General features: G+C 68.0%; 18 protein-coding genes. 11 read left to right on the forward strand and 7 right to left on the reverse strand.

What is annotated here, in order from left to right:
- Positions 1-41: 41 nt before the first annotated feature.
- Both ACFYO1_RS24375 and ACFYO1_RS24380 read right to left on the reverse strand, forming a co-directional pair.
- Positions 42-1,502: an MFS transporter gene (locus tag ACFYO1_RS24375; RefSeq protein ID WP_387235062.1), complete on the reverse strand. Its 1,461-nt coding sequence runs from the start codon at positions 1,500-1,502 to the stop codon at positions 42-44.
- Positions 1,503-1,583: 81 nt separating this feature from the next.
- Entirely contained in the window at positions 1,584-2,204 is a 621-nt protein-coding gene (locus tag ACFYO1_RS24380) for a hypothetical protein (RefSeq protein ID WP_387235065.1), read from the reverse strand.
- A 232-nt stretch (positions 2,205-2,436) separates the two neighbouring features.
- Between ACFYO1_RS24380 and ACFYO1_RS24385 the strand changes: the two genes are divergently transcribed.
- The 8 genes from ACFYO1_RS24385 to ACFYO1_RS24420 all read left to right on the forward strand — a co-directional run bounded on the left by ACFYO1_RS24385 (position 2,437) and on the right by ACFYO1_RS24420 (position 11,531).
- Positions 2,437-2,976 (forward strand): DUF6764 family protein, encoded by a 540-nt coding sequence (locus ACFYO1_RS24385; protein ID WP_387235067.1) that lies wholly within the window; start codon positions 2,437-2,439, stop codon positions 2,974-2,976.
- Positions 2,977-3,024: 48 nt separating this feature from the next.
- Complete coding sequence (locus tag ACFYO1_RS24390; RefSeq protein WP_387235360.1) at positions 3,025-4,299, forward strand: serine hydrolase domain-containing protein; 1,275 nt, start codon at positions 3,025-3,027, stop codon at positions 4,297-4,299.
- A 48-nt stretch (positions 4,300-4,347) separates the two neighbouring features.
- Entirely contained in the window at positions 4,348-5,733 is a 1,386-nt protein-coding gene (locus tag ACFYO1_RS24395) for a cytochrome P450 (RefSeq protein WP_387235070.1), read from the forward strand.
- 303 nt (positions 5,734-6,036) lie between these two features.
- Positions 6,037-6,936: a L,D-transpeptidase gene (locus tag ACFYO1_RS24400; protein ID WP_387235073.1), complete on the forward strand. Its 900-nt coding sequence runs from the start codon at positions 6,037-6,039 to the stop codon at positions 6,934-6,936.
- 309 nt (positions 6,937-7,245) lie between these two features.
- The gene (locus ACFYO1_RS24405; RefSeq protein ID WP_387235075.1) at positions 7,246-8,175 is read left to right on the forward strand and encodes a carbohydrate ABC transporter permease; all 930 of its coding nucleotides are present in this window, start codon (positions 7,246-7,248) and stop codon (positions 8,173-8,175) included.
- A 71-nt stretch (positions 8,176-8,246) separates the two neighbouring features.
- Positions 8,247-9,038, forward strand: coding sequence for a carbohydrate ABC transporter permease (locus ACFYO1_RS24410; protein ID WP_387235363.1), 792 nt, complete (start codon positions 8,247-8,249; stop codon positions 9,036-9,038).
- Between the two features lie 16 nt (positions 9,039-9,054).
- A complete protein-coding gene (locus ACFYO1_RS24415) occupies positions 9,055-10,383 on the forward strand; it encodes an ABC transporter substrate-binding protein (protein ID WP_387235078.1) in 1,329 nt (442 codons plus the stop codon).
- A gap of 68 nt (positions 10,384-10,451) precedes the next feature.
- Positions 10,452-11,531 (forward strand): ABC transporter ATP-binding protein, encoded by a 1,080-nt coding sequence (locus ACFYO1_RS24420; protein ID WP_387235081.1) that lies wholly within the window; start codon positions 10,452-10,454, stop codon positions 11,529-11,531.
- A gap of 21 nt (positions 11,532-11,552) precedes the next feature.
- Here ACFYO1_RS24420 and ACFYO1_RS24425 read toward each other — a convergent pair whose 3' ends face one another.
- The 3 genes from ACFYO1_RS24425 to ACFYO1_RS24435 all read right to left on the reverse strand — a co-directional run bounded on the left by ACFYO1_RS24425 (position 11,553) and on the right by ACFYO1_RS24435 (position 14,900).
- A complete protein-coding gene (locus tag ACFYO1_RS24425) occupies positions 11,553-13,571 on the reverse strand; it encodes a M13 family metallopeptidase (RefSeq protein WP_387235084.1) in 2,019 nt (672 codons plus the stop codon).
- Positions 13,572-13,657: 86 nt separating this feature from the next.
- Entirely contained in the window at positions 13,658-14,038 is a 381-nt protein-coding gene (locus ACFYO1_RS24430) for a DUF397 domain-containing protein (RefSeq protein WP_387235087.1), read from the reverse strand.
- Positions 14,039-14,048: 10 nt separating this feature from the next.
- Complete coding sequence (locus ACFYO1_RS24435) at positions 14,049-14,900, reverse strand: helix-turn-helix domain-containing protein (protein ID WP_387235090.1); 852 nt, start codon at positions 14,898-14,900, stop codon at positions 14,049-14,051.
- 136 nt (positions 14,901-15,036) lie between these two features.
- Between ACFYO1_RS24435 and ACFYO1_RS24440 the strand changes: the two genes are divergently transcribed.
- Positions 15,037-15,546, forward strand: coding sequence for a hypothetical protein (locus ACFYO1_RS24440; RefSeq protein WP_387235094.1), 510 nt, complete (start codon positions 15,037-15,039; stop codon positions 15,544-15,546).
- Here ACFYO1_RS24440 and ACFYO1_RS24445 read toward each other — a convergent pair.
- Both ACFYO1_RS24445 and ACFYO1_RS24450 read right to left on the reverse strand, forming a co-directional pair.
- Entirely contained in the window at positions 15,533-16,018 is a 486-nt protein-coding gene (locus ACFYO1_RS24445; RefSeq protein ID WP_387235096.1) for a DUF4190 domain-containing protein, read from the reverse strand. The genes ACFYO1_RS24440 and ACFYO1_RS24445 overlap by 14 nt on opposite strands.
- Positions 16,019-16,204: 186 nt before the next feature.
- Complete coding sequence (locus ACFYO1_RS24450) at positions 16,205-16,978, reverse strand: pirin family protein (protein ID WP_387235098.1); 774 nt, start codon at positions 16,976-16,978, stop codon at positions 16,205-16,207.
- Positions 16,979-17,214: 236 nt separating this feature from the next.
- Between ACFYO1_RS24450 and ACFYO1_RS24455 the strand changes: the two genes are divergently transcribed.
- Both ACFYO1_RS24455 and ACFYO1_RS24460 read left to right on the forward strand, forming a co-directional pair.
- Positions 17,215-17,679, forward strand: a complete 465-nt coding sequence (locus ACFYO1_RS24455; RefSeq protein WP_387235101.1) for an NUDIX hydrolase — start codon at positions 17,215-17,217, stop codon at positions 17,677-17,679.
- Positions 17,680-17,716: 37 nt separating this feature from the next.
- On the forward strand, positions 17,717-19,066 hold the full coding sequence (locus ACFYO1_RS24460; protein WP_387235104.1) for an MFS transporter: 1,350 nt from the start codon (positions 17,717-17,719) through the stop codon (positions 19,064-19,066).
- Positions 19,067-19,075: the final 9 nt, after the last annotated feature.

Here is a 19,075-nt window from a genome sequence, read left to right on the forward strand (position 1 = left end):
GCGCCCGGTCGATCGAACCGGTTGCGCCCGCTCATTTCTCGTTATGGCGTCAGTTTCTCGTGCTGCGACGGCGTGAGCGCCGGACCGGCCACGCCGCACTGCGGGAGGCAGTCGACGCTGTCCAGGGTGGCGGGTCGGCGCGGCGGGCGCAGCAGTGCGGCCGCGAGCAGCGAACCGGTGATCAGCAGGCCGACGCAGATCCATACGGCCTTGCCGAAGCCGCTGTTGAAGGCGACGGGATCGCCGAGGGCGCCGGAGATTCCGGCCAGGCCGGGCAGCGCCGCGACGGCGAGCAGCTGCGCGGTCCGCGCGACGGCGTTGTTCACCCCGGACGCGATGCCCGCCTCGCTGGACGGCACCGCGCCGAGCACGGCCCCGGTCAGCGGGGCGACCAGCGCGGCGAGCCCGAAACCGAAGACGAGCACGCCGGGCAGCACGTCGGTGAAATAGACGGTGTCCGGCCCGATGCGCAGCAGCAGGACCAGGCCGGCCGCGGCGAGCAGCGGGCCGATCGTCATCGGGATGCGCGGGCCGTGCATTTGCGCCCAGCGCCCGGCCGGCGCGGAGAGCACCAGCATGATCAGGGTGATCGGCACCGTCGCCACTCCCGACATCAGCGGTGAATAGCCGGCCACCAACTGCAATTCCAGCACCAGCAGGAAGAAGACCCCGCCGAGCGCCGCGTAGACCGCGAGGGTGACCAGGTTGGCCGCGGTGAACACGCGGGAGGCGAACAGGACCGGCGGCACCAGCGGATGGTCGCTGCGCAGTTCGATCACCACGAACGCGGCGAGCAGCAGCACCCCCGCCACCAGCAACAACGGCATGGTCTCGATCAAGCCGAAGGTCAGCGCGCCGAGCGCAAGCGCGACCACCACCGCACCCGGCACGTCCAGCCGCGCCTTGGCATCCGGATCATGGCTCTCCGGCACATGTTTCAGCGCGACCAGCACCACGACCAGGGTGAGCGGCACATTGATGAAGAAGATGGAGCGCCAGCCGGCCAGCTCGATCAGCCAGCCGCCGAGGAACGGACCGAACGCGCCGGCCACCCCGCCGAAGCCGGACCACAGGCCGATCGCCGCGCCCTGGTCGCGGCGATCGATGGACGAGGAGATCAGCGCGAGACTGCCCGGCGTCAGCATGGCGCCGGCCACACCCTGCAGGATTCGGGCGAAGACCAGCATCTCGATGTTCAGCGCGGCGCCGCAGAGGACGGAGGCCAGGGCGAAACCGATGGTGCCCCAGACGAACACCTTGCGCCGGCCGAGGCGGTCACCGAGCGAGCCGCCGAGCAGGATGAACGAGGCCAGGGTCAGCGTGTACCCGTTCAGCGTCCATTGCAGGCCGGCCACGTCGGTGTCCAGGGACTCGCCGATCCGCGGCAGCGCGATGTTCACCACGGTCGCGTCGAGCGAGGCCACCGACGAACCGAGGATGGTGGCCAGCAGAATCCAGCGGCCGGTGGCCGATTTCAGCCGGGGAAGATCAGTCGTGCTCACCGGCTCAACTTAGCCGTCCGAGGTCCGGTTTCCCGGCAGTTCACGCTGGGCGGAAGGTGTCAGCTCACCGCCGGGCCGCGGTCAGAGCTCCTGGACGCAGACGACGAAGTGGCGCTGCTCGTAGACGTATCCGGTGCCGCTGCCGCAGACGTTCACGTCATCGGCGCCGTCCACCCGCTTGACCACCTTGACGCCCTTGACCGGCGAGGCGCCGGTGCAGTCGATCCGCTTGGGGTCGTCCCCGCCGACGTCCATGCAACCGCCGACGACCCAGTCGATGTCCAGGCAGTACGCGCCCTGCTCGATGCCGTTGAGTGTCTCGGCGTAGTAGTTGTCGGCGTCGCCCACGCACTGGGTGCTCTTCGGCGCCTTGCCGATCACCTTGTAGTTGGCCGCGCGGCTGCCGCAGGACGCCTTGGTGATGGTGGCGTTGGACGTGGTGCCGCCGAGCGTGACGCAATCGCCCTCGTTGGCCTGGAAGTCGGTGTTGCCGCCCTTGCTGGTCGGGGTCGGCTTGCCGGTGGTCGTCCGGCCCGGCGACGCCTTCGGCGTGCTGGTGATCGAGACGGCGTTGATGGTGCCGTTGTCCACCGCGGGCTGCGCGTGACCGCTGACCGTCGAACTACAGCCGACCAGCGCGAGCGCGGCCGCCGCGACAAACGACGCAAACGCGACACGACCCCAGGTCAGTTGACCAGACACGAAACAGTCCTCCCGAGCTGTCACGCTCCGAACTCACGCCCCCGTAAGAATCCGAAGTAAACAAGATAAAGCTGCGCTTGCAAATACACGCCATGCATACACCATCGAACGCGCACACGTCGACTCGACCGTGCGGCCTCGCCCATCCGCGACTCGCACGCGCGCTGCGGAATCGAGGTTCCAGCAACCCATCTGAGTACAGTGGGGTTTCAGAGTTCGAGAGGAGTTGCCCGTGAAGCTGATCAGCGTGATCGTCTGCTCGGCCGCCGCGGTACTTGCCTCTCTCGTACTGCCCGGCGTCGCCTCAGCTACCGATGTGCACTGCACCTCGGAAAACGGCGCCGACATCACCGTCATCGACGGCCGCACCGCCTGCCGGGCCGCAACCGACCTGCTCGGCCAGGCAAAATCGTTCGGCATCGACGGTGTCGGCTACGCGAACGCCACCGCGGGAGCCACCGCGATCGGCGTCGGCGTGCGCGGCGGAATCGGTGCCAGCAACGGTGCGGGCGGGATGCCCATCGCGCTCGGCGTGGGGCAGGATGCGATCGCCCTGAGTTCCATTGACAGCGAGGAGGTTTCGCAGAGTCCAGGGGTGCCGATCGTCGCGATCTCGGTCGCGCTCGACGGCTCGCGGGCGAGCGCGCAGACCGCCGAACGCTCGGTGGTCTGCCTGGGTGGCGGCGCCTTCGCCTGGAACTCACGGACCGGCGACACCTGCCTGAGCACGCCTTTCGGCCGCTGGCAGACCCCGGCGCACCAGCTACCCTGAGGAACGCACCGCGATCGGTGGGCAGGAGGTGACCCCATGGTTTCGGCAATGGCAACGGGCGGCTTCGATGCCGCCGACCCGGCCGACGGCAAGCTGGCCGCGCCCAAGGAGATGCTGGTCGACCCGCGGTTCATCCGCCTGGCCGATCAATTCTTCGGCATGTTCAGTCAGCCGAATCGCGGCGGCGGGGCCCTGGCCGTCTATCTCGACGGCAAACCCGTGGTGGACATCTGGGGCGGCTGGGCAGGCAAGGATCGGCGCTGGAACGGCGACACCGTCGCGCTGACCTTCTCCACCGGCAAGGGCGTCGCCTCGACCGTGGTGCACCGGCTCGCCGAGCGTGGCCTGATCGATTACGACGCACCGGTCGCGCGGTACTGGCCCGAATTCGCCGCACACGGCAAGGACGACATCACCGTGCGCGACGTGCTCGCCCATCGTGCGGGCCTGCACCGGGTACGCGGCCTGGTCCCCGGACGCGAAGGCATCCTGGACTACGACGCGGTGATCGAGGCGCTGGCCGACAGCCCACCGGACCCGCGCCGCATCCGCACCTCCGGGTATCACGCGATCACCTTCGGCTGGCTGGTCGCGGAGATCGTGCAGCGGGTCACCGGTGATCCGTTCGTGGACGTGGTGCGCCGGGAGATCGCCGAACCGCTCGGCCTGGACGAATTCTGGTTCCGGGTGCCGGAATCCGAGCGCTATCGGATCGCCAAGATCTTCCCGCACCTGAGCCCGCCGGGCATCCGCTGGAATACCGCCTCGTCGGTGCTGTCCTGGGTGCGCCCGATGCGCGGGCTGGCCGAGGCGGGCATGCCGGAGAGCTTCGACGAGCTGGTCCGCGACCCGCGGGTGCACGACGCGGTGATGCCCGGCTGGAACGGCGTCTTCTCGGCGCGCGCGCTGGCCAGGATGTACGGCGCGCTGGCCAACGCGGGACGGGTTGTCGTGCCGCGCCCCGGCGGCGCCGAGACGGTGCGGTTCCTGCGGCCGGAGACGATCGAGACGATCAACCAGGGGCAGCCCGCCGAGAGCCGCGATTACGTGCTCGGCCTGCCGCTGCGGTTCACCCTGGGGTATCACCGCCCGGTGCTGATGTCCAAGCAGCAGCCGCGAAAGGCGTTCGGCCACTACGGCGTCGGCGGATCGGGCGCCTACGCCGATCCGGAACTGGGCATGTCGATCGCCTTCGTCACCAACCGGCTCGGCAACGCGGTGACCGCGCTGGGCGACGCCCGGCTGGCCCGGTTGGCGGCGACCGCGCGGAATACCGTGCGCCGGGCCAAGCCCGCGGTGGTCGTCGACGAGACGGATTCCTGACGCGCGTCGAACCTACTGCCCGGTGAGTTCGTACCTAAAGACATGGACGTGGGCACAGCCGAGCCGCGCGTGGGCACCGCACCGCGCGCACCGCGGCTGATCGTGCTGCACGCGCTGGCCGCGGGCATCGATTTCGACCGGTACTTCCGCTGGCGCCGGGCGCGCGAGGGCGATCCGTTCGTCGTCCGCTTCCCCGGCTTCGGCTCGGCGCTGTTCACCGGCACGGCGGCGGGCGCGCGCGAGGTGTTCCGCGCGCCGGTCGACGCGCTCGAACCGCCGCGGCCCAATCCGATCGAGCCGCTGGTCGGCCCGGCCTCGCTGATCCTGGCCGCGGGCGAGCGGCATCGCCGGGATCGCGCGCTGCTCGCGCCGGCCTTCCACGGTGCGCGGATCCGGGTGTACGGGGAGATCATCCGGGACTCGGTGCTGCAGGAGCTGGCCGGCGGGAACGGGCAGGCGTGGCGGCCGGGCGCCCGGATCGATTCGCGCGCGGCGGCCAGGGCGATCACGCTGCGGGTGATCCTGGAGGCGGTGTTCGGCGTGGACAGCCATGAGCGCCGGGCCGAGTACACCACGGCCGTCGCCGAATTCCTCACCGCGTTCTCCGGGCCGCTGATGCTGGTGCCGTTGCTGCGGCACGGACTGTTCGGGCAGGCGCCGTGGGACCGGTTCGTCGCGGCCCGCGCGCGGCTGGACCGGCTGATCCTGGACGACATCGCGCACCGGCGCACCGGCGGCGGGGAACTGACCACCGACATCCTCGGCATGTTGCTGAGCACGAGCTACGACGACGGCACCGCGATCACCGACGCCGAGCTGTGCGAGCAGCTGCGCACCCTGCTGGTGGCCGGGCACGAGACCACCGCGACCACCCTGGTCTGGGCGCTGTTCCACCTGCACCGGGAACCGTCCACGCTGGACCGCCTGCGCGCGGAGTTGCGCGCGGCCGGACCCGAGGTCAGCCCGGTCGAGCTGGCCCGGCTGCCCTACCTGGACGCGGTGTGCCAGGAGACGCTGCGCCTGCATCCCGCGGTGCCCATCGTGGTGCGCAGGCTGACCGCGCCGTGCACGCTACGCGGCGTGCCGCTCGCCGCGGGGGACACAATGGGGGTCGCGGTGCCGTTGCTGCACTCCGATCCGCGGGTGTGGCCCGACCCGGGGCGGTTCCGGCCGGAGCGGTTCCACGAGCGCAAGTACGGGCCGCTCGAGTTCGCGCCGTTCGGCGGCGGGCACCGGCGCTGTGTCGGCGCCGCGCTGGCCGACTACGAACTTCGAATCGCGTTGGCTACCATCGTGAACCGGGTGCGGTTGCGGCTGCCCGCGCGGTACGCCCGCGGCCGTGCGCCAATGTCGGTGCCGCACAACATAGCAACCGGTCCGCATCGCTCGATTCCGTTCGTCGTCGAGGGTGATTTACATCACGAAGGTGTTTGACGACGGCGGTATACGGACCGACCAGCGGCATCGATCGGCGCACCGGACTCGCCGACGTGACCGGTACCTTTCCGGAAGGCGGCCAACCGCCGACCGGTTATGTGACGGCTACCACACCGCGCGGTCTGAACGAATCACTATGAAACGCAACTGGCTTCGGGCCGCACCGGGACGGTAGGAAGGATGAGGGTCGGGCCGTCAATACCCGTGGGGTGAGCTCTGCCTGCTCCACGCCGATGAGAGATCTCGGGTCACCCGTGCGTCCGTGCGGGTGTGCTGAGAGATGGAATGGACGAGAAACCTATGCATGTCGCTTCGCACACCGGGTCGCTACCTGCCCATCGCCGGGGAGCTCAGCTAACCCGCAGGCTGCGGGCTGGCGCCCTGTTGTCCGCGACGATCGCGGCGGGCGTCCTGCTGGTCGCCCCCGCCGACGCCGAGCCGTTCCCGTTCGGCTCCGGGTCGGCCGGTTCCGCACAGGACCCGGCGCCGCAGCAGCCGAATTTCGCGCCGCCGTCGATCAACATCGCCGACGGCGAGGAGGTCGGCGTCGCCCAGCCGATCATCATCAACTTCAAGGAGCCGGTGCCCGATCACGGCGCCGCGGAGAAGTTCATCAAGGTCACCTCGTCGAAGGCCGCGCCGGGCCACTTCTACTGGCGCGGCGACAAGCAGGTGCGCTGGCGGCCGAACGAATTCTGGCCGGCCAACACCGACGTGACGGTCGAGGCGGGCGGCACCCGCAGCGCCTTCCGGATCGGCGACGCGTTCGTCAGCACCGCCGACGACAACACGCACACGATCACCATCACCCGCAACGGTGAAGAGGTGAAGACGATGCCGACCTCGATGGGTAAGACCAAGCACGAGACGCCGAACGGCACCTACGTGGTCGGTGAGCAGCTGCGCAAGATGATCATGGATTCGTCCACCTACGGTGTGCCGACCACCGACCCCGAGGGCTACAAGCTCGAGGTCGAGTACGCGACCCGCATCTCCAACAGCGGCATCTTCGTGCACGCCGCGCCGTGGTCGGTCGGCCAGCAGGGCGTCTCCAACTCCAGCCACGGCTGCCTCAACGTGAGCACCGAGAACGCCAAGTGGTTCATGGAGAACTCGCGCAAGGGCGACCCGGTGGTCATCGTGAACACCAAGGGCGGCTCGATCGGCACCAGCGACGGCCTAGCCGGCGACTGGAACTAGCCCGCCTCTCCGCGTATTCAGGCCAGACCCAGGTGCGCCGACAGTCGCGTTGGCGACCGGCGGTTGGTCAGGGGACGAGTTGGCCGGTACCCGACGAGTTACCCATGTGCGCACGAGATCAGCAGTCACGTTGTGTGCGTGGGTAACTCGCTCGGCGTTTGAGCAACCGCCGAGCACTTTATGATCAATTGCGGCAAAATGCCGATCGGAGCCGAGTGCTTTTGATTCACTTGGCCCGTGCTCGAGAAGTTCAGCGTTCGTCCGGACAGCGTTAACCGACTGTTTGCTCCTGTCCGTAGAGTGCGCGACGTGCGAGCGAAGCCGGAACGAGTATTACCCCAACCGCGCGGACGCGGTTTGCGGAACCGGCCCTGGCAGGACTACGTCCTGTTCTTGATCTTGGTGGTCCCCAACCTCGCGCTGCTGACGCTGTTCGTCTACCGGCCGTTGATCGACAACATCCGGCTCTCCTTCTTCGACTGGAACATCTCCGATCCGGTGGCCACCTTCATCGGGGTGGACAACTACACCGAGTGGTGGGGCCGGTCGGACTCCTGGGACATCGTCACCAACACCGTCGTGTTCACCCTGGCCGCGGTGGTCGGCAGTATGGTGCTCGGCCTCGCGCTGGCCCTGCTGCTGGACCGGAAGCTGTTCGGCCGCAACGTGGTCCGCTCGGCGATCTTCGCGCCGTTCGTGATCTCCGGCGCCGCCATCGGCGTGGCCTTCCAGTTCATCTTCGATCCGAGCTTCGGCCTGGTCCAGGACGTGCTGGGGCGGCTGGGCGTGGACAACGTGCCGGACTTCTACCAGAACCCGCACTGGGCGCTGTTCATGGTGACGGTGACCTACATCTGGAAGAACCTCGGCTACAGCTTCGTCATCTATCTGGCCGCGCTGCAAGGGGTTCGGGCCGAGCTGATGGAGGCGGCCGAGATGGACGGCGCGAGCCGCTGGACCACCTTCACCAAAGTGTTGCTGCCGCAACTGCGCCCGACCACGTTCTTCCTGTCCATCACGGTGCTGCTGAACTCGTTGCAGGTCTTCGACATTATCAACGTGATGACCCGCGGCGGGCCGCTGGGCACCGGCACCACCACGATGGTCTACCAGGTGTACGAGGAGACCTTCCGTAACTTCCGCGCCGGGTACGGCGCGACCGTGGCCACCATCATGTTCGTGGTGCTGTTGGTGGTCACGCTGGTGCAGGTTCGCGTCATGGATCGGAATGAGCAGTGAAAAGCGCAGGCGCTGAAACGAATTCCTACCAGCGGCGCCAGCTCGGGGTGAAGCTGCTCGGCTACGCCGCGATGGTGTGCGTGCTGATCATCGTCGGTGTTCCGCTGTTCTGGATCATCATCACCTCGGTCAAGGACCGCCCGGACATCTACGTGCAGCCCGCGGTGTACTGGCCGCACAGCTTCCACCCGGAGAACTATCAGGACGCCACCACCAAGCTGCCGTTCTGGACCTTCTTCCGCAATTCGGTGATCGTCACCGCGGCCGTCTCCGCGGTGAAGTTCGTGCTCGGCGTGCTCAGCGCGTACGGGCTGGTGTTCCTGCGGTTCCCCGGCAAGTCGGTGGTGTTCCTGGTGATCATCGCGGCGCTGATGGTGCCCAACCAGATCACCGTGATCTCCAACTACGCGCTGGTCGCCCAGCTCGGCTGGCGAAACACGCTGGTGGGCATCATCGTTCCGCTCTGCGGCGTCGCCTTCGGCACCTTCCTGATGCGCAACCACTTCCTGTCGCTGCCGTCGGAGGTGATCGAGGCCGCCAGGATGGACGGCGCGAACTGGTGGCGGTTGCTGGTCAAGGTGGTGCTGCCGATGTCGGGACCGACCATGGTCGCCTTCGCGGTGGTCACGCTGGTCAACGAGTGGAACGAATACCTCTGGCCGTTCCTGATGGCCGACGGTCCCGAGGTGGCCACGCTGCCGGTGGGCCTGACCCTCCTGCAGAACACCGAGAATCCGAGCGTCACCAACTGGGGTCCGGTGATGGCGGGCACGCTGCTGACCATGCTGCCGATTCTCGTGGTGTTCCTGCTGCTGCAACGCCACATGATCAAAGGCCTCACCTCTGGTGCGGTCAAGGGTTAGATACAGGAGAAACCACGTGTCCACTAATCGATTCCCCGCGCTGTCCCGGCGCGGATTCATCGGGCTGGCCGGCGCCGTCGCCGCGGGCGCGGCGCTGACCGCGTGCGCGGGCAGCGGCGGTGGCGCCAAGCAGTCCGGCGACGCCAACACCATCAACTTCTGGTCCAACCACCCCGGCAGCTCGAAGGATCAGGAAACCGAGCTGATCAAGCGCTTCCAGGAGAAGTTCCCCGAGCTCAAGGTCAACCTGATCGACGCGGGCCGCAACTACGAAGAGGTGGCGCAGAAGTTCAACGCGGCCCTCACCGGCGGCGAACTGCCGGATGTGGTTGTGCTGTCGGATGTCTGGTGGTTCAACTACGCGCTCAACGGCACCATCGAACCGCTGGACGGGCACTTCGGCGACGCCGGGGTGAAGCTGGACGACTACGTCGACTCGCTGGCCGCCGACTACCTGTTCAACGGCAAGCACTACGCGCTGCCGTACTCCCGCTCGACGCCGCTGTTCTACTACAACAAGGACGTCTGGGCGAAGGCAGGCCTGCCGGACCGCGGCCCGAACAGCTGGCCCGAGTTCGACGAGTGGGGCCCGAAGATCCAGGCCGTGGTCGGCGACGGCAAGCTCGCGCACGGCTGGGGCGACGCGAAGAACTACCTGGCCTGGACCTTCCAGGGCCCGAACTGGACCTTCGGCGGCGCGTACTCCGACCAGTGGAAGCTGAAGTTCACCGAGCCGGGCTCGATCGCGGCGGGGCAGTTCTTCCGGGACATGATCCACACCAAGAAGTACGCGGGCATCAAGCCGCAGATCGCGGTCGATTTCGGCACCGGCGTGATCGCCTCGACCATCGCCTCCACCGGCGACCTCAAGGGCATCAAACAGAACGCGGAAGGCAAGCTGCAGTTCGGCACCGCGAACCTGCCCCACCCGAACGGTCCCGGCGTCACCACCGGCGGCGCCGGTCTCGCGATCCCGGCAAGGATCTCCGACCAGCGGAAGGTGAACGCGCTCAAGTTCATCGAGTTCATCACCAACGCCACCAACACGGCCTACTTCTCCCAGGCCACCGGGTATATGCCGGTGCGCAAGTCGGCGGTCGCCGATCCGAGCGAGCAGGACTTCCTGGCGAAGAACCCGAACGCGAAGGTGGCCATCGACCAGCTGCCGCTGACCAAGTCGCAGGACTACGCCCGGGTGTTCGTGCCGGGCGGCGACCAGATCATCGGCACCGGGCTGGAGCAGATCGGGCTGCAGAACGCCGACCCGGCAACGGTGTACGCCAATGTCACCAGTCAGTTGCAGGCGATCATCGACCGGCAGATCACCCCGAAGCTGCCCAAGTAATACCCGCATCGGTGGCGGCCGCCGCGCGTGGCCGCCACCGTGAGTTCCACACGAGGAGATCGACGCCCATGGCCACAGTGCAGTTCGACGGTGTGACGCACCTGTATCCCGGTGCGCCGGCACCCGCCGTCGACAGCCTGGACATCGACATCGCCGATGGGGAGTTCATCGTGCTCGTCGGCCCGTCCGGCTGCGGCAAGTCGACCAGCCTGCGCATGCTGGCCGGGCTGGAATCGGTGGAACAGGGCCGAATCCTGATCGGCGGCAAGGACGTTACCGCCCTGCCGCCGCGGGCCCGCGACGTGGCGATGGTGTTCCAGAGCTACGCGCTGTACCCGAACATGACCGTCGCGGAGAACATGGGCTTCGCGCTGCGCAACGCCGGCATGAGCAAGGCCGACACCCTGGTCCGGGTGCAGGAGGCGGCGAAGATGCTGGAGCTCGAGCAGCTGCTCGACCGCAAACCGGCGAAACTGTCCGGCGGACAACGGCAACGGGTCGCGATGGGCCGGGCGATCGTGCGCAGGCCGCAGGTGTTCTGCATGGACGAGCCGCTGTCCAACCTGGACGCGAAGCTGCGGGTGAGCACGCGGTCGCAGATCGCGGCGCTGCAGAAGCGGCTCGGCACCACCACGGTGTACGTCACCCACGACCAGGTGGAGGCGATGACCATGGGCGACCGGGTCGCCGTGCTACTCGACGGCAAGTTGCAGCAGATCGCCGCGCCCCGTGAGCTTTACGACAATCCGGTGAACACCTTCGTCGCCGCGTTCATCGGCTCGCCGGGGATGAACCTGCTGGAGGCGCCGGTGCGCGACGGGGCAGCGGTGCTCGACGATCTGCGTATCCCGTTGCCGCGCACGGCGAATCCCGGCGAGCGGGTGATCGTCGGGATCCGCCCGGAATCGTGGGAGGTGACCACCGAGGAGGGTGGGCTCACCGTCGCCGCCGAACTGCTCGAGGAGCTGGGCTCGGAGTCGTTCGTCTACAGCCATGGCGTTGCCGCCGAGTGGAACAGTCGCTCTGGCAAAGTCGTTGCCCGGGTGGATCGACGATTCCAGGTCACCCTGGGCGATCAGCTGCGCCTGCGGCCCAAGCTCGACGACGTGTTCTTCTTCGACGCCACGACCGAGGAACGCCTGCGCTGAGCCGTTCCTCGGTCCACGCGTCTACCAGATTTTGACCCGCTCGGCCGGGTCCAGATACAGCGCGTCGCCCGGCTTCACCTCGAAGGCCTCGTGGAAGCTGTCGATGTTGCGCACCACCGCGTTGCACCGGAATTCGGGCGGCGAGTGCGGGTCGACGGTGAGCCGGCGGATGGCCTCCTCGGTGCGCGCCTTGGTCCGCCAGACCTGCGCCCAGCCGTAGAAGACGCGTTGCAGGCCGGTGAGGCCGTCGATCACCGGGGGCTCCTTGCCGGCCAAGGAGATCTTGTAGGCCTGCAGTGCGATGGACAGCCCGCCCAGGTCGCCGATGTTCTCGCCGATGGTGAACTCGCCGTTGACCGTGTGCTCGTCCGGGAGTTCCTTCGGCGAGAGCACGTTGTACTGGTCGATCAATGCCTTTGTGCGCTTGCCGAATTCGGTGCGGTCGGCATCGGTCCACCAGTCGACCATGTTGCCGTCGCCGTCGTACTTGGCGCCCTGGTCGTCGAAGCCGTGGCCGATCTCGTGGCCGATCACCGCGCCGATGCCGCCGTAGTTGGCGGCGTCGTCGGCGTTCATGTCGAAGAACGGCGGCTGCAGAATCGCGGCGGGGAAGACGATTTCGTTCATGCCGGGGTTGTAGTACGCGTTCACCGTCTGCGGCGTCATGAACCATTCGTCCCGGTCCACCGGGCCGCCGAGCTTGTTCAGGTCACGGTCGTGGTCGGCGGCGTAACCGTTGCGGTAGTTGCCGACCAGGTCGGCCGGGTCGATCCGGACGTCGGAGTAGTCCCGCCACTTGTCCGGGTAACCGATCTTCGGGGTGAACTTCTCCAGCTTGGCCAGCGCGGCCGCCCTGGTGTCCGGGCCCATCCAGTCCAGCTCGGCGATATTGCGGCGGTAGGCCTCCTGGAGGTTTTCCACCAGCTCCACCATCCGGGCCTTGGCATCCGGCGGAAAGTGTTCGGCCACATACAGTTTGCCGACCGCCTCGCCGAGCAGGTCCTGCACCAGCGAGACGCCGCGCTTCCAGCGCTCGCGGATCTCCTCGGCGCCGGTCAGCGTGTGCCCGTAGAAGGCGAAGTTCTCCGCGATCAGATCGTCGGTGAGATACGGTGCGCGCGCCCGCAATACCCGCCAGGCGGCCCAGGCCTGCCAGTCGTCGAGGGACACCTCGGTCCACACCCGGGCGAAGGTGCCCAGGTAATCCGGCTGCCGGACAACGACTTCGGCGAGCACCTCGGGGCCGGACGCGGACACGTTCTCGGCCAGGGCGCCGGCCCATGCGGCCCAGTCGAACTCGGGATGCGCGGCGACCAGCTCGGCGAAAGTGGTCAGGTTGTAACTGAGTTCGGCGTCGCGGCGGCGCACCACGTCCCAGTGGCCGGCGGCCAGCTTGCGCTCCAGCTCGAACACCCGCTGCCCGACGGTGTCCAGGTCCTGCGGCAGCAGCGCGGCGATCCGCGGATCGGCCGCGGCGAGGGCGAACATGCGGCCGATGTGCGCGATGTACTCGGCCCGGATCTCGGCGGATTCGTCCTGCCGGTAGTACGACTCGTCGGGCAGGCCGAGGCCGGACTGGGTGGCGTGCACCAGGTAGCGGGTGGAGTCCTTGTCGTCGGTGTCCACGTAGAAGTTGACCGCGCCGCCGACGCCGGTGCGCTGCAGCGTGCCGAGCAGGGCGGCGAACGCGCTGCGATCGGCGACCTCGTGGATCGCGGCGAGCTCCGCCGAGATCGGGGCCAGGCCGGCCGCCGCGACGGTCTCGGTGTCCATGAAGCTGGTGAACAGATCGCCGATCTTGCGGGCATCGCTGCCCGGCTCGGCGGCCTGCGCCGAGGCCTGCTCGATGATCACCTGGACGTCGCGTTCGGCCTGGTCATAGAGCGTGCGGAAGGCGCCGTCCACCGCGCGGTCGGCCGGTATCTCGTAGTCGTCCAGCCATTTGCCGTTGACATGCGCGAACAGGTCGTCCTGCACCCGTACGGCCTGGTCAAGGTAGGACAGATCAATACCGGAGGGACTGTTCAGCTCGGAAGTCACGCTGTCCAGTATGCCGATCTGCGCAGAATTCGGCCCCCGGCCGCGGGCAGCCGGGGGCAACGGTCATGAATGTGGCAGTGCGTCGGTCAGTTGGTGCGGGCGAGGCGATCGAACTCGCCGTCGCGGGCGCCGAGCAGGAAGGCGTCCCACTCCTGCGGGGTATAGCCGAGAGCGGTGCTGCCGTGCCGGAGCGTGGTGTGCCCGTCGGCGGTGGTGTGCGCGGTCAGCGCGCCGGGCGCCGGCCCGGACGCGCACACACTGCCGAGGAACGTGGTCCACTCTCCGGCGGTGACGGTGATGATGGGTTCGTCGGCGGGATGGTTGGCTGGATTGCGGCGGTACTTGCTGTCGCGTATGAGCACCGCGTCACCATCGAAGCGGACCTCGACACATTGGTTGCCGTTGTTCGATCGAGTCGACCGGAACCAGTCGGTGCGAACCGACCGGGAAGTAGCGGTGGTGGCCATGCGCCGGATTTTACACTCGGGCATAGGTCCTGATCAGGGTCGATGATGCGACACGGTCCAGCGACTGCTCCTGCGCGCGCACGTAGGCGAAGCTCAGATCGCGGACCAGTTCCGGGTCGTCCACCGCCTCGCCGAACACCGCGCTCTCCGCCCAGCCGAACGTCGGGAGCTGCTGGCCGGCGAAATCGATCAGGTGAAAACTCGACCCGCCGAGCACCGCGCCCGCGGTGGCGGCGAACGGGATGACCCGGATCTCGACGGTGTCCAGCTCCTCGATCAGCTCGGCCAAATGAGTCAACTGCGCGCGCAGCACCTCCGGGCCGCCGGTCTGCTGCAGCAGCGTGGCCTCGCCGATCACCGCGGTCAGCTCGACCGGTTCCGGGCCGCGCAACCGTTCCTGCCTGCGCATGCGGATCGCGACCAGCTGGTCGACCTGGACCGGGCGGATCATCACGTCGGAGCTGATCAGCGCGCGGGCATAGTCCTCGGTCTGCAACAGGCCGGGCACCACTAGGCTGTCGTAGCTGCGGATGCTCTGCGCGCCGTATTCCATGCCGTAGAGGCGCTGCAATTCCGGGCCGATCAGCGCGGACGACTTGGTCCACCAGCCGCGCTGCTTGCTGGCCCCGAGCAGGGCGAGCAGCTCCGCGCGCTCCTCGGCTTCCACCTCGAGCAGCTCGAGCACCGGGCCGATGGTGTTGCTGGTGAGCACGCGCCTGCCCTTCTCCACGTGCGACCAGTTGGCCGGGGTGAAGCCGACTAGCCTGGCGAAGCCCGCCGAGTCGAAGCCGCGCTGTTCGCGCAGCTCACGCAGCCGCAACACCAGTTCCCAGCGGGCAACGGTAGGCGAGACGGGTGCCATGACAGGCGATCGTACGCGGGCTCGACTTACCGGCGTGTGACTATTGTCAACCCAGTTGTGCGGCATTAGGGTCGGGTTTCAGCGGTCGATTCTCTCCCCCTTCACGCGATCCACCCGCATCGAGGCGAGGAACGTCATGAGTTTGTCCCGCACTGATTCAGGCAGTTTTCCGGTGTCCTCCGATTACACGACGATGCAGGACGCCATCGCCCGCTGCCGCAGATATCGCAAGGACCACGGACTGTATGGCGTCGTGGATCCGGCGCTCGGCCGGATCATGCTGGAGGTGGGCGCGGTCGGGGCGGTCGTGATGCCCGCCGCGCTGGGCCGCCGGGTGCGCGTGTGGTTGACCGAGGCGGCGCCCGATGACCGGGCGGGCCCGATCATCGCGCATCCGCGCTCGGACCGGTGGACGTTCCTCACCGGGCCCACCGACAACTCGTACCTGGACACCGAGCTGTTCGCCGATCTCTTCCGGGTCTGCGCGTCGGTCGCGCTGCCCGGCAGCCACATCGTGCTGCCCTCGCCGGCCGACGAGGGCACCGGCTATCGCAAGTGGATTGCCGCGCCCGAGAGCGACTTCCGCCCGCACATGGGCGACGTGCTGGCCGCTACCCGGGCCTGCGCGGCGATCAGCGGGGAGTAGGCGCGGGCGGCGGCGTGAGCGTCACGCTGAACTTGTCCTCCAGCCGCTGATTCCAGTCGCGCTCGCACTGGTCGACCTTGGACTGATCGCCGCCCGCCTTGTTCACGCAGTCGACGAAGTCCTTGCCGCCGCTGTTGACGAAGAAGCTGTAGCCCACGACGGTGACCACGATGGCGCCGATCAGGCCCAGCGCGCCGAGGATCAGGCCGGTGATCGCCATCCCCGCGCCGCCCGCGCGGCCGGACCGGGTCTTCACCAGCGCGACGATGCCGAAGATGAGGGCGAACGCGCCGAACAGGTAGCCGCCGACCAGCGTCCAGAAGCTCAGCAGCGCGATGATGCCCAGCACCAGCGCGGTGATCGCCAGGCCCTTGCCCTTCGGCGACTCCTGCCAGTACGCGGGCTGACCGCCGGGTGGCTGGCCGTACCCGGGAGGCGGCGGATATTGGCCGGGAGGCGGGTATTGCGACATGGACTTCCTCTCCGTCGGTGCCTCGCGCCGCTCGATCCGGACCGGGTGGGCCGGCGGGTGCGCGGGGATCGCCTAGTGATCGCATGCGCTACGGGCGGATGTTAATGCGAGGTATGCCCATTTTGTCGCAAGCCAGCGGCCTGCGGTGCCTGGACGCGCGCGGTGGGAGCGAATCAGGCCGATCGGCTACTGCGCGCCGAGCCGCGCGTGCATTTCCCAGACCAGGATTTCCGCCGGCCCGCGAGCGATGACCCGCTGGCCGCCGCTGCGGGTGAGCCGGACCGCGTCGCCCTCGTCTAGGGTGCCGACGCCTTCCATCTCCACCTCGCCGCTCGCGACGAAAACGTGCAGATAAGGGGCGTCGGGCAGGTCGATGACGTGCTCCGGGTCGCCGCTCATCCTGGCCACGTGGAATGCCGCGTGGCTGCTGTTGATGGCGATGGCGGTGCGATCACGGTAGCGCGGCAGACCCGCGGCCACAGTCACTAAACCGCCCGAGGCCAGCTCGTCGTCGATCTCGAGCTGTTGATAGCCGGGTGTGAGGCCCGGCTCATCGGGGACCACCCACATCTGCACGAAATGCACCGGCTCGTCGTGCTGGGCGCCGTCGATGCGCCACGCGTCGTTCTTCTCCGAATGCAGGATGCCGGTGCCCGCGCTCATCCGCTGGGCCAGGCCGGGATAGATGATGCCGCTGTGGCCGAGCGAGTCCTGATGGACCAGGCTGCCGCCGAGCACCCAGGTGACGATCTCCATGTCCCGGTGCGGATGCGTGTCGAAGCCCTGGCCGGGGGAGACCACATCGTCGTTGTTGACCAGCAGCAGGCCGTGGTGGGTGTTGTCCGGGTCGTAGTGTTCCCCGAAGGAGAACGAGTGCTTGGAATCCAGCCAGGAGACCCGGGTCTTCATGCGGTCGCCTGCTCGATGGACGTCGATGTGGGGTGTCGTGAGAATGGACATCAGGTCCTCCTCTCGGGACCGTGCACCGATCACCTTTCAGGGTAGGAGCACAGACGTCGCGGTACTCCACATTCCTAGTAAATTGTCCTGCACTCGGCATTTTACGCGAGCGACCAGCGGGTGAACGTCAGGCGAGCAGAACCGGCCGGTCCGGCGACCCGGTGGGGGATCGCCGCCCGCGCCCGGGCCGTATTCGTAAAATGATGCGCCGCAATGCAACCGGAGGTGACGAACAGATGCGACCCGAGGCCCTCGCGCGCATCGAGCGGCAACTCCGCAGCGAGGCGCGCCGCGACGGCATCGCCCACTTCGTGGTCGGCGTCGCGGTGTTCCGCGAGGGCAAACTCCTGGTGGTGCGCCGGGTGCCGGACGACTTCCACGGCGGCATGTACGAACTCCCCGGCGGTGGAGTCGAATCCGGCGAGACCTTCGCCGAATGCGTGGAACGCGAGCTGTTCGAGGAAACCGGCCTGCGTGCGCGCCGGATCACCGACTTCCTCGGCGGCATCGACTACGCCACCAGAACCAAGGCCCGAGTGCGCAAATACAGCTTCCTGGTGGACGTCGAACCGGGCGAGGTAGCCCTGGAACCCGGCGAGCACGACGCCTTCGCCTGGATCGACGCCGGCGCCCTCGACCACCTGCCGATGGCCCCGGACACCCGTGCGGCAATCAGCGCCCTGGTCACCGACGCGCACTGATTCGGCGCTATAAGGGCGCAGCCAGTAACCTCGCGACGTGTCCACTGGTCGCTCGGAGAGCTCCATTCCGTCGGAGGAGCGGCCGGAGCCGCTGTGGACTGCGTTGCGCGAGAGTCCGGGTGTGCTGCGACTGGCGTTGGTGCGGTTCATCGGTCAGTTCGGCGACGGGATGTTCCAGGCGGCGCTGTCCGGGGCGATTCTGTTCAATCCCGAGCGGCAGACCGATCCGCTGGCGATCGCCGCCGGATTCGCGGTGCTGCTGTTGCCGTATTCGCTGATCGGACCGTACGCGGGGGCGCTGCTGGATCGATGGGATCGGCGCACGGTGCTGCTGGTGGCGAATCTGGCGCGGGCGGTGCTGATCGCGCTGGTCTGCGCGGGTCTGCTGGCCGGGGTCGGGGAGACGCCGCTGCTGTTGCTCGCGCTGGCGGTGGTGGGGATCAGCCGGTTCGTGTTGTCGGGCGTGTCGGCGGCCCTGCCGAAGGTGCTGGCCAAGCACTGGCTGGTGCCGATGAACTCGGTGCTGGCCACGGTGGCCTCGGGCTGCGCTGGGCTCGGTGCGGCCGCCTCGGTGGCGGTGATCGGGGCGATCGGCGCCGGCGATTTCGCCTCGGCGGTGGCGGTGGCGATCAGCGGTCTCGGGCCGGTGGTCAGCGCACTGCTCGCCGCGGGGTTCGCGCCGCGGGTGCTCGGTCCGGACGCGGGTACCACGGCCGGCGAGAGCACGGTGCGCGCGATCGCCACCGGGCTGCGCACGGGTGCGACGGCGGTGTGGGAGTCGGTGCAGGTGACCACCGCGATGCTCGGCATCGGTACGCACCGAATCGTGTTCGGCATCAATACCTTGATCATGGTGCTCGTGCTGCGGCAGGGGCCGCCCCATGGTTCCGCGTTGAGCAGCGGACTGCTCGGCTTCGGCGTCGCCATTGCCGCGATCGCCGCGGGCATGCTGGTGGCGGCCGTGGTCGCGCCACTGCTGATCCCGCGACTCGGCCGATCGAAGACGGTGGTGGCCGGACTATTGACCGCCACGGTGGTGCAGCTGACGCTGGTCACCCCGATCGCCATCGTGGACGGGGGCGCGGCCGTGCCGCACGCGCACAAGCTCTTGCTGGTGGGCGCGTTCCTGCTCGGGCTAGCCGGGCAGACGATCAAGCTGACCGGTGACGCGACAATGCAAATGGATATCGATGACGCGCGGCGCGGACAGGTATTCGCGTTGCAGGACACGGTGTTCAATATCGCGTTCATCCTGGCGATCGCCGCGACGGCTCTGGTTATCCCGGACGACGGGCGGTCCTTGCCGGTGATTGTGGTGGGTGCCGGAATCTATTGCGCGGGAATCGCCGCCATCGCGATCAATATGCGGCGGCGGAAGATCGGCTGATATTTCGGC

The organism is Nocardia sp. NPDC006044 (assembly GCF_042871115.1).
GTDB lineage: Bacteria > Actinomycetota > Actinomycetes > Mycobacteriales > Mycobacteriaceae > Nocardia.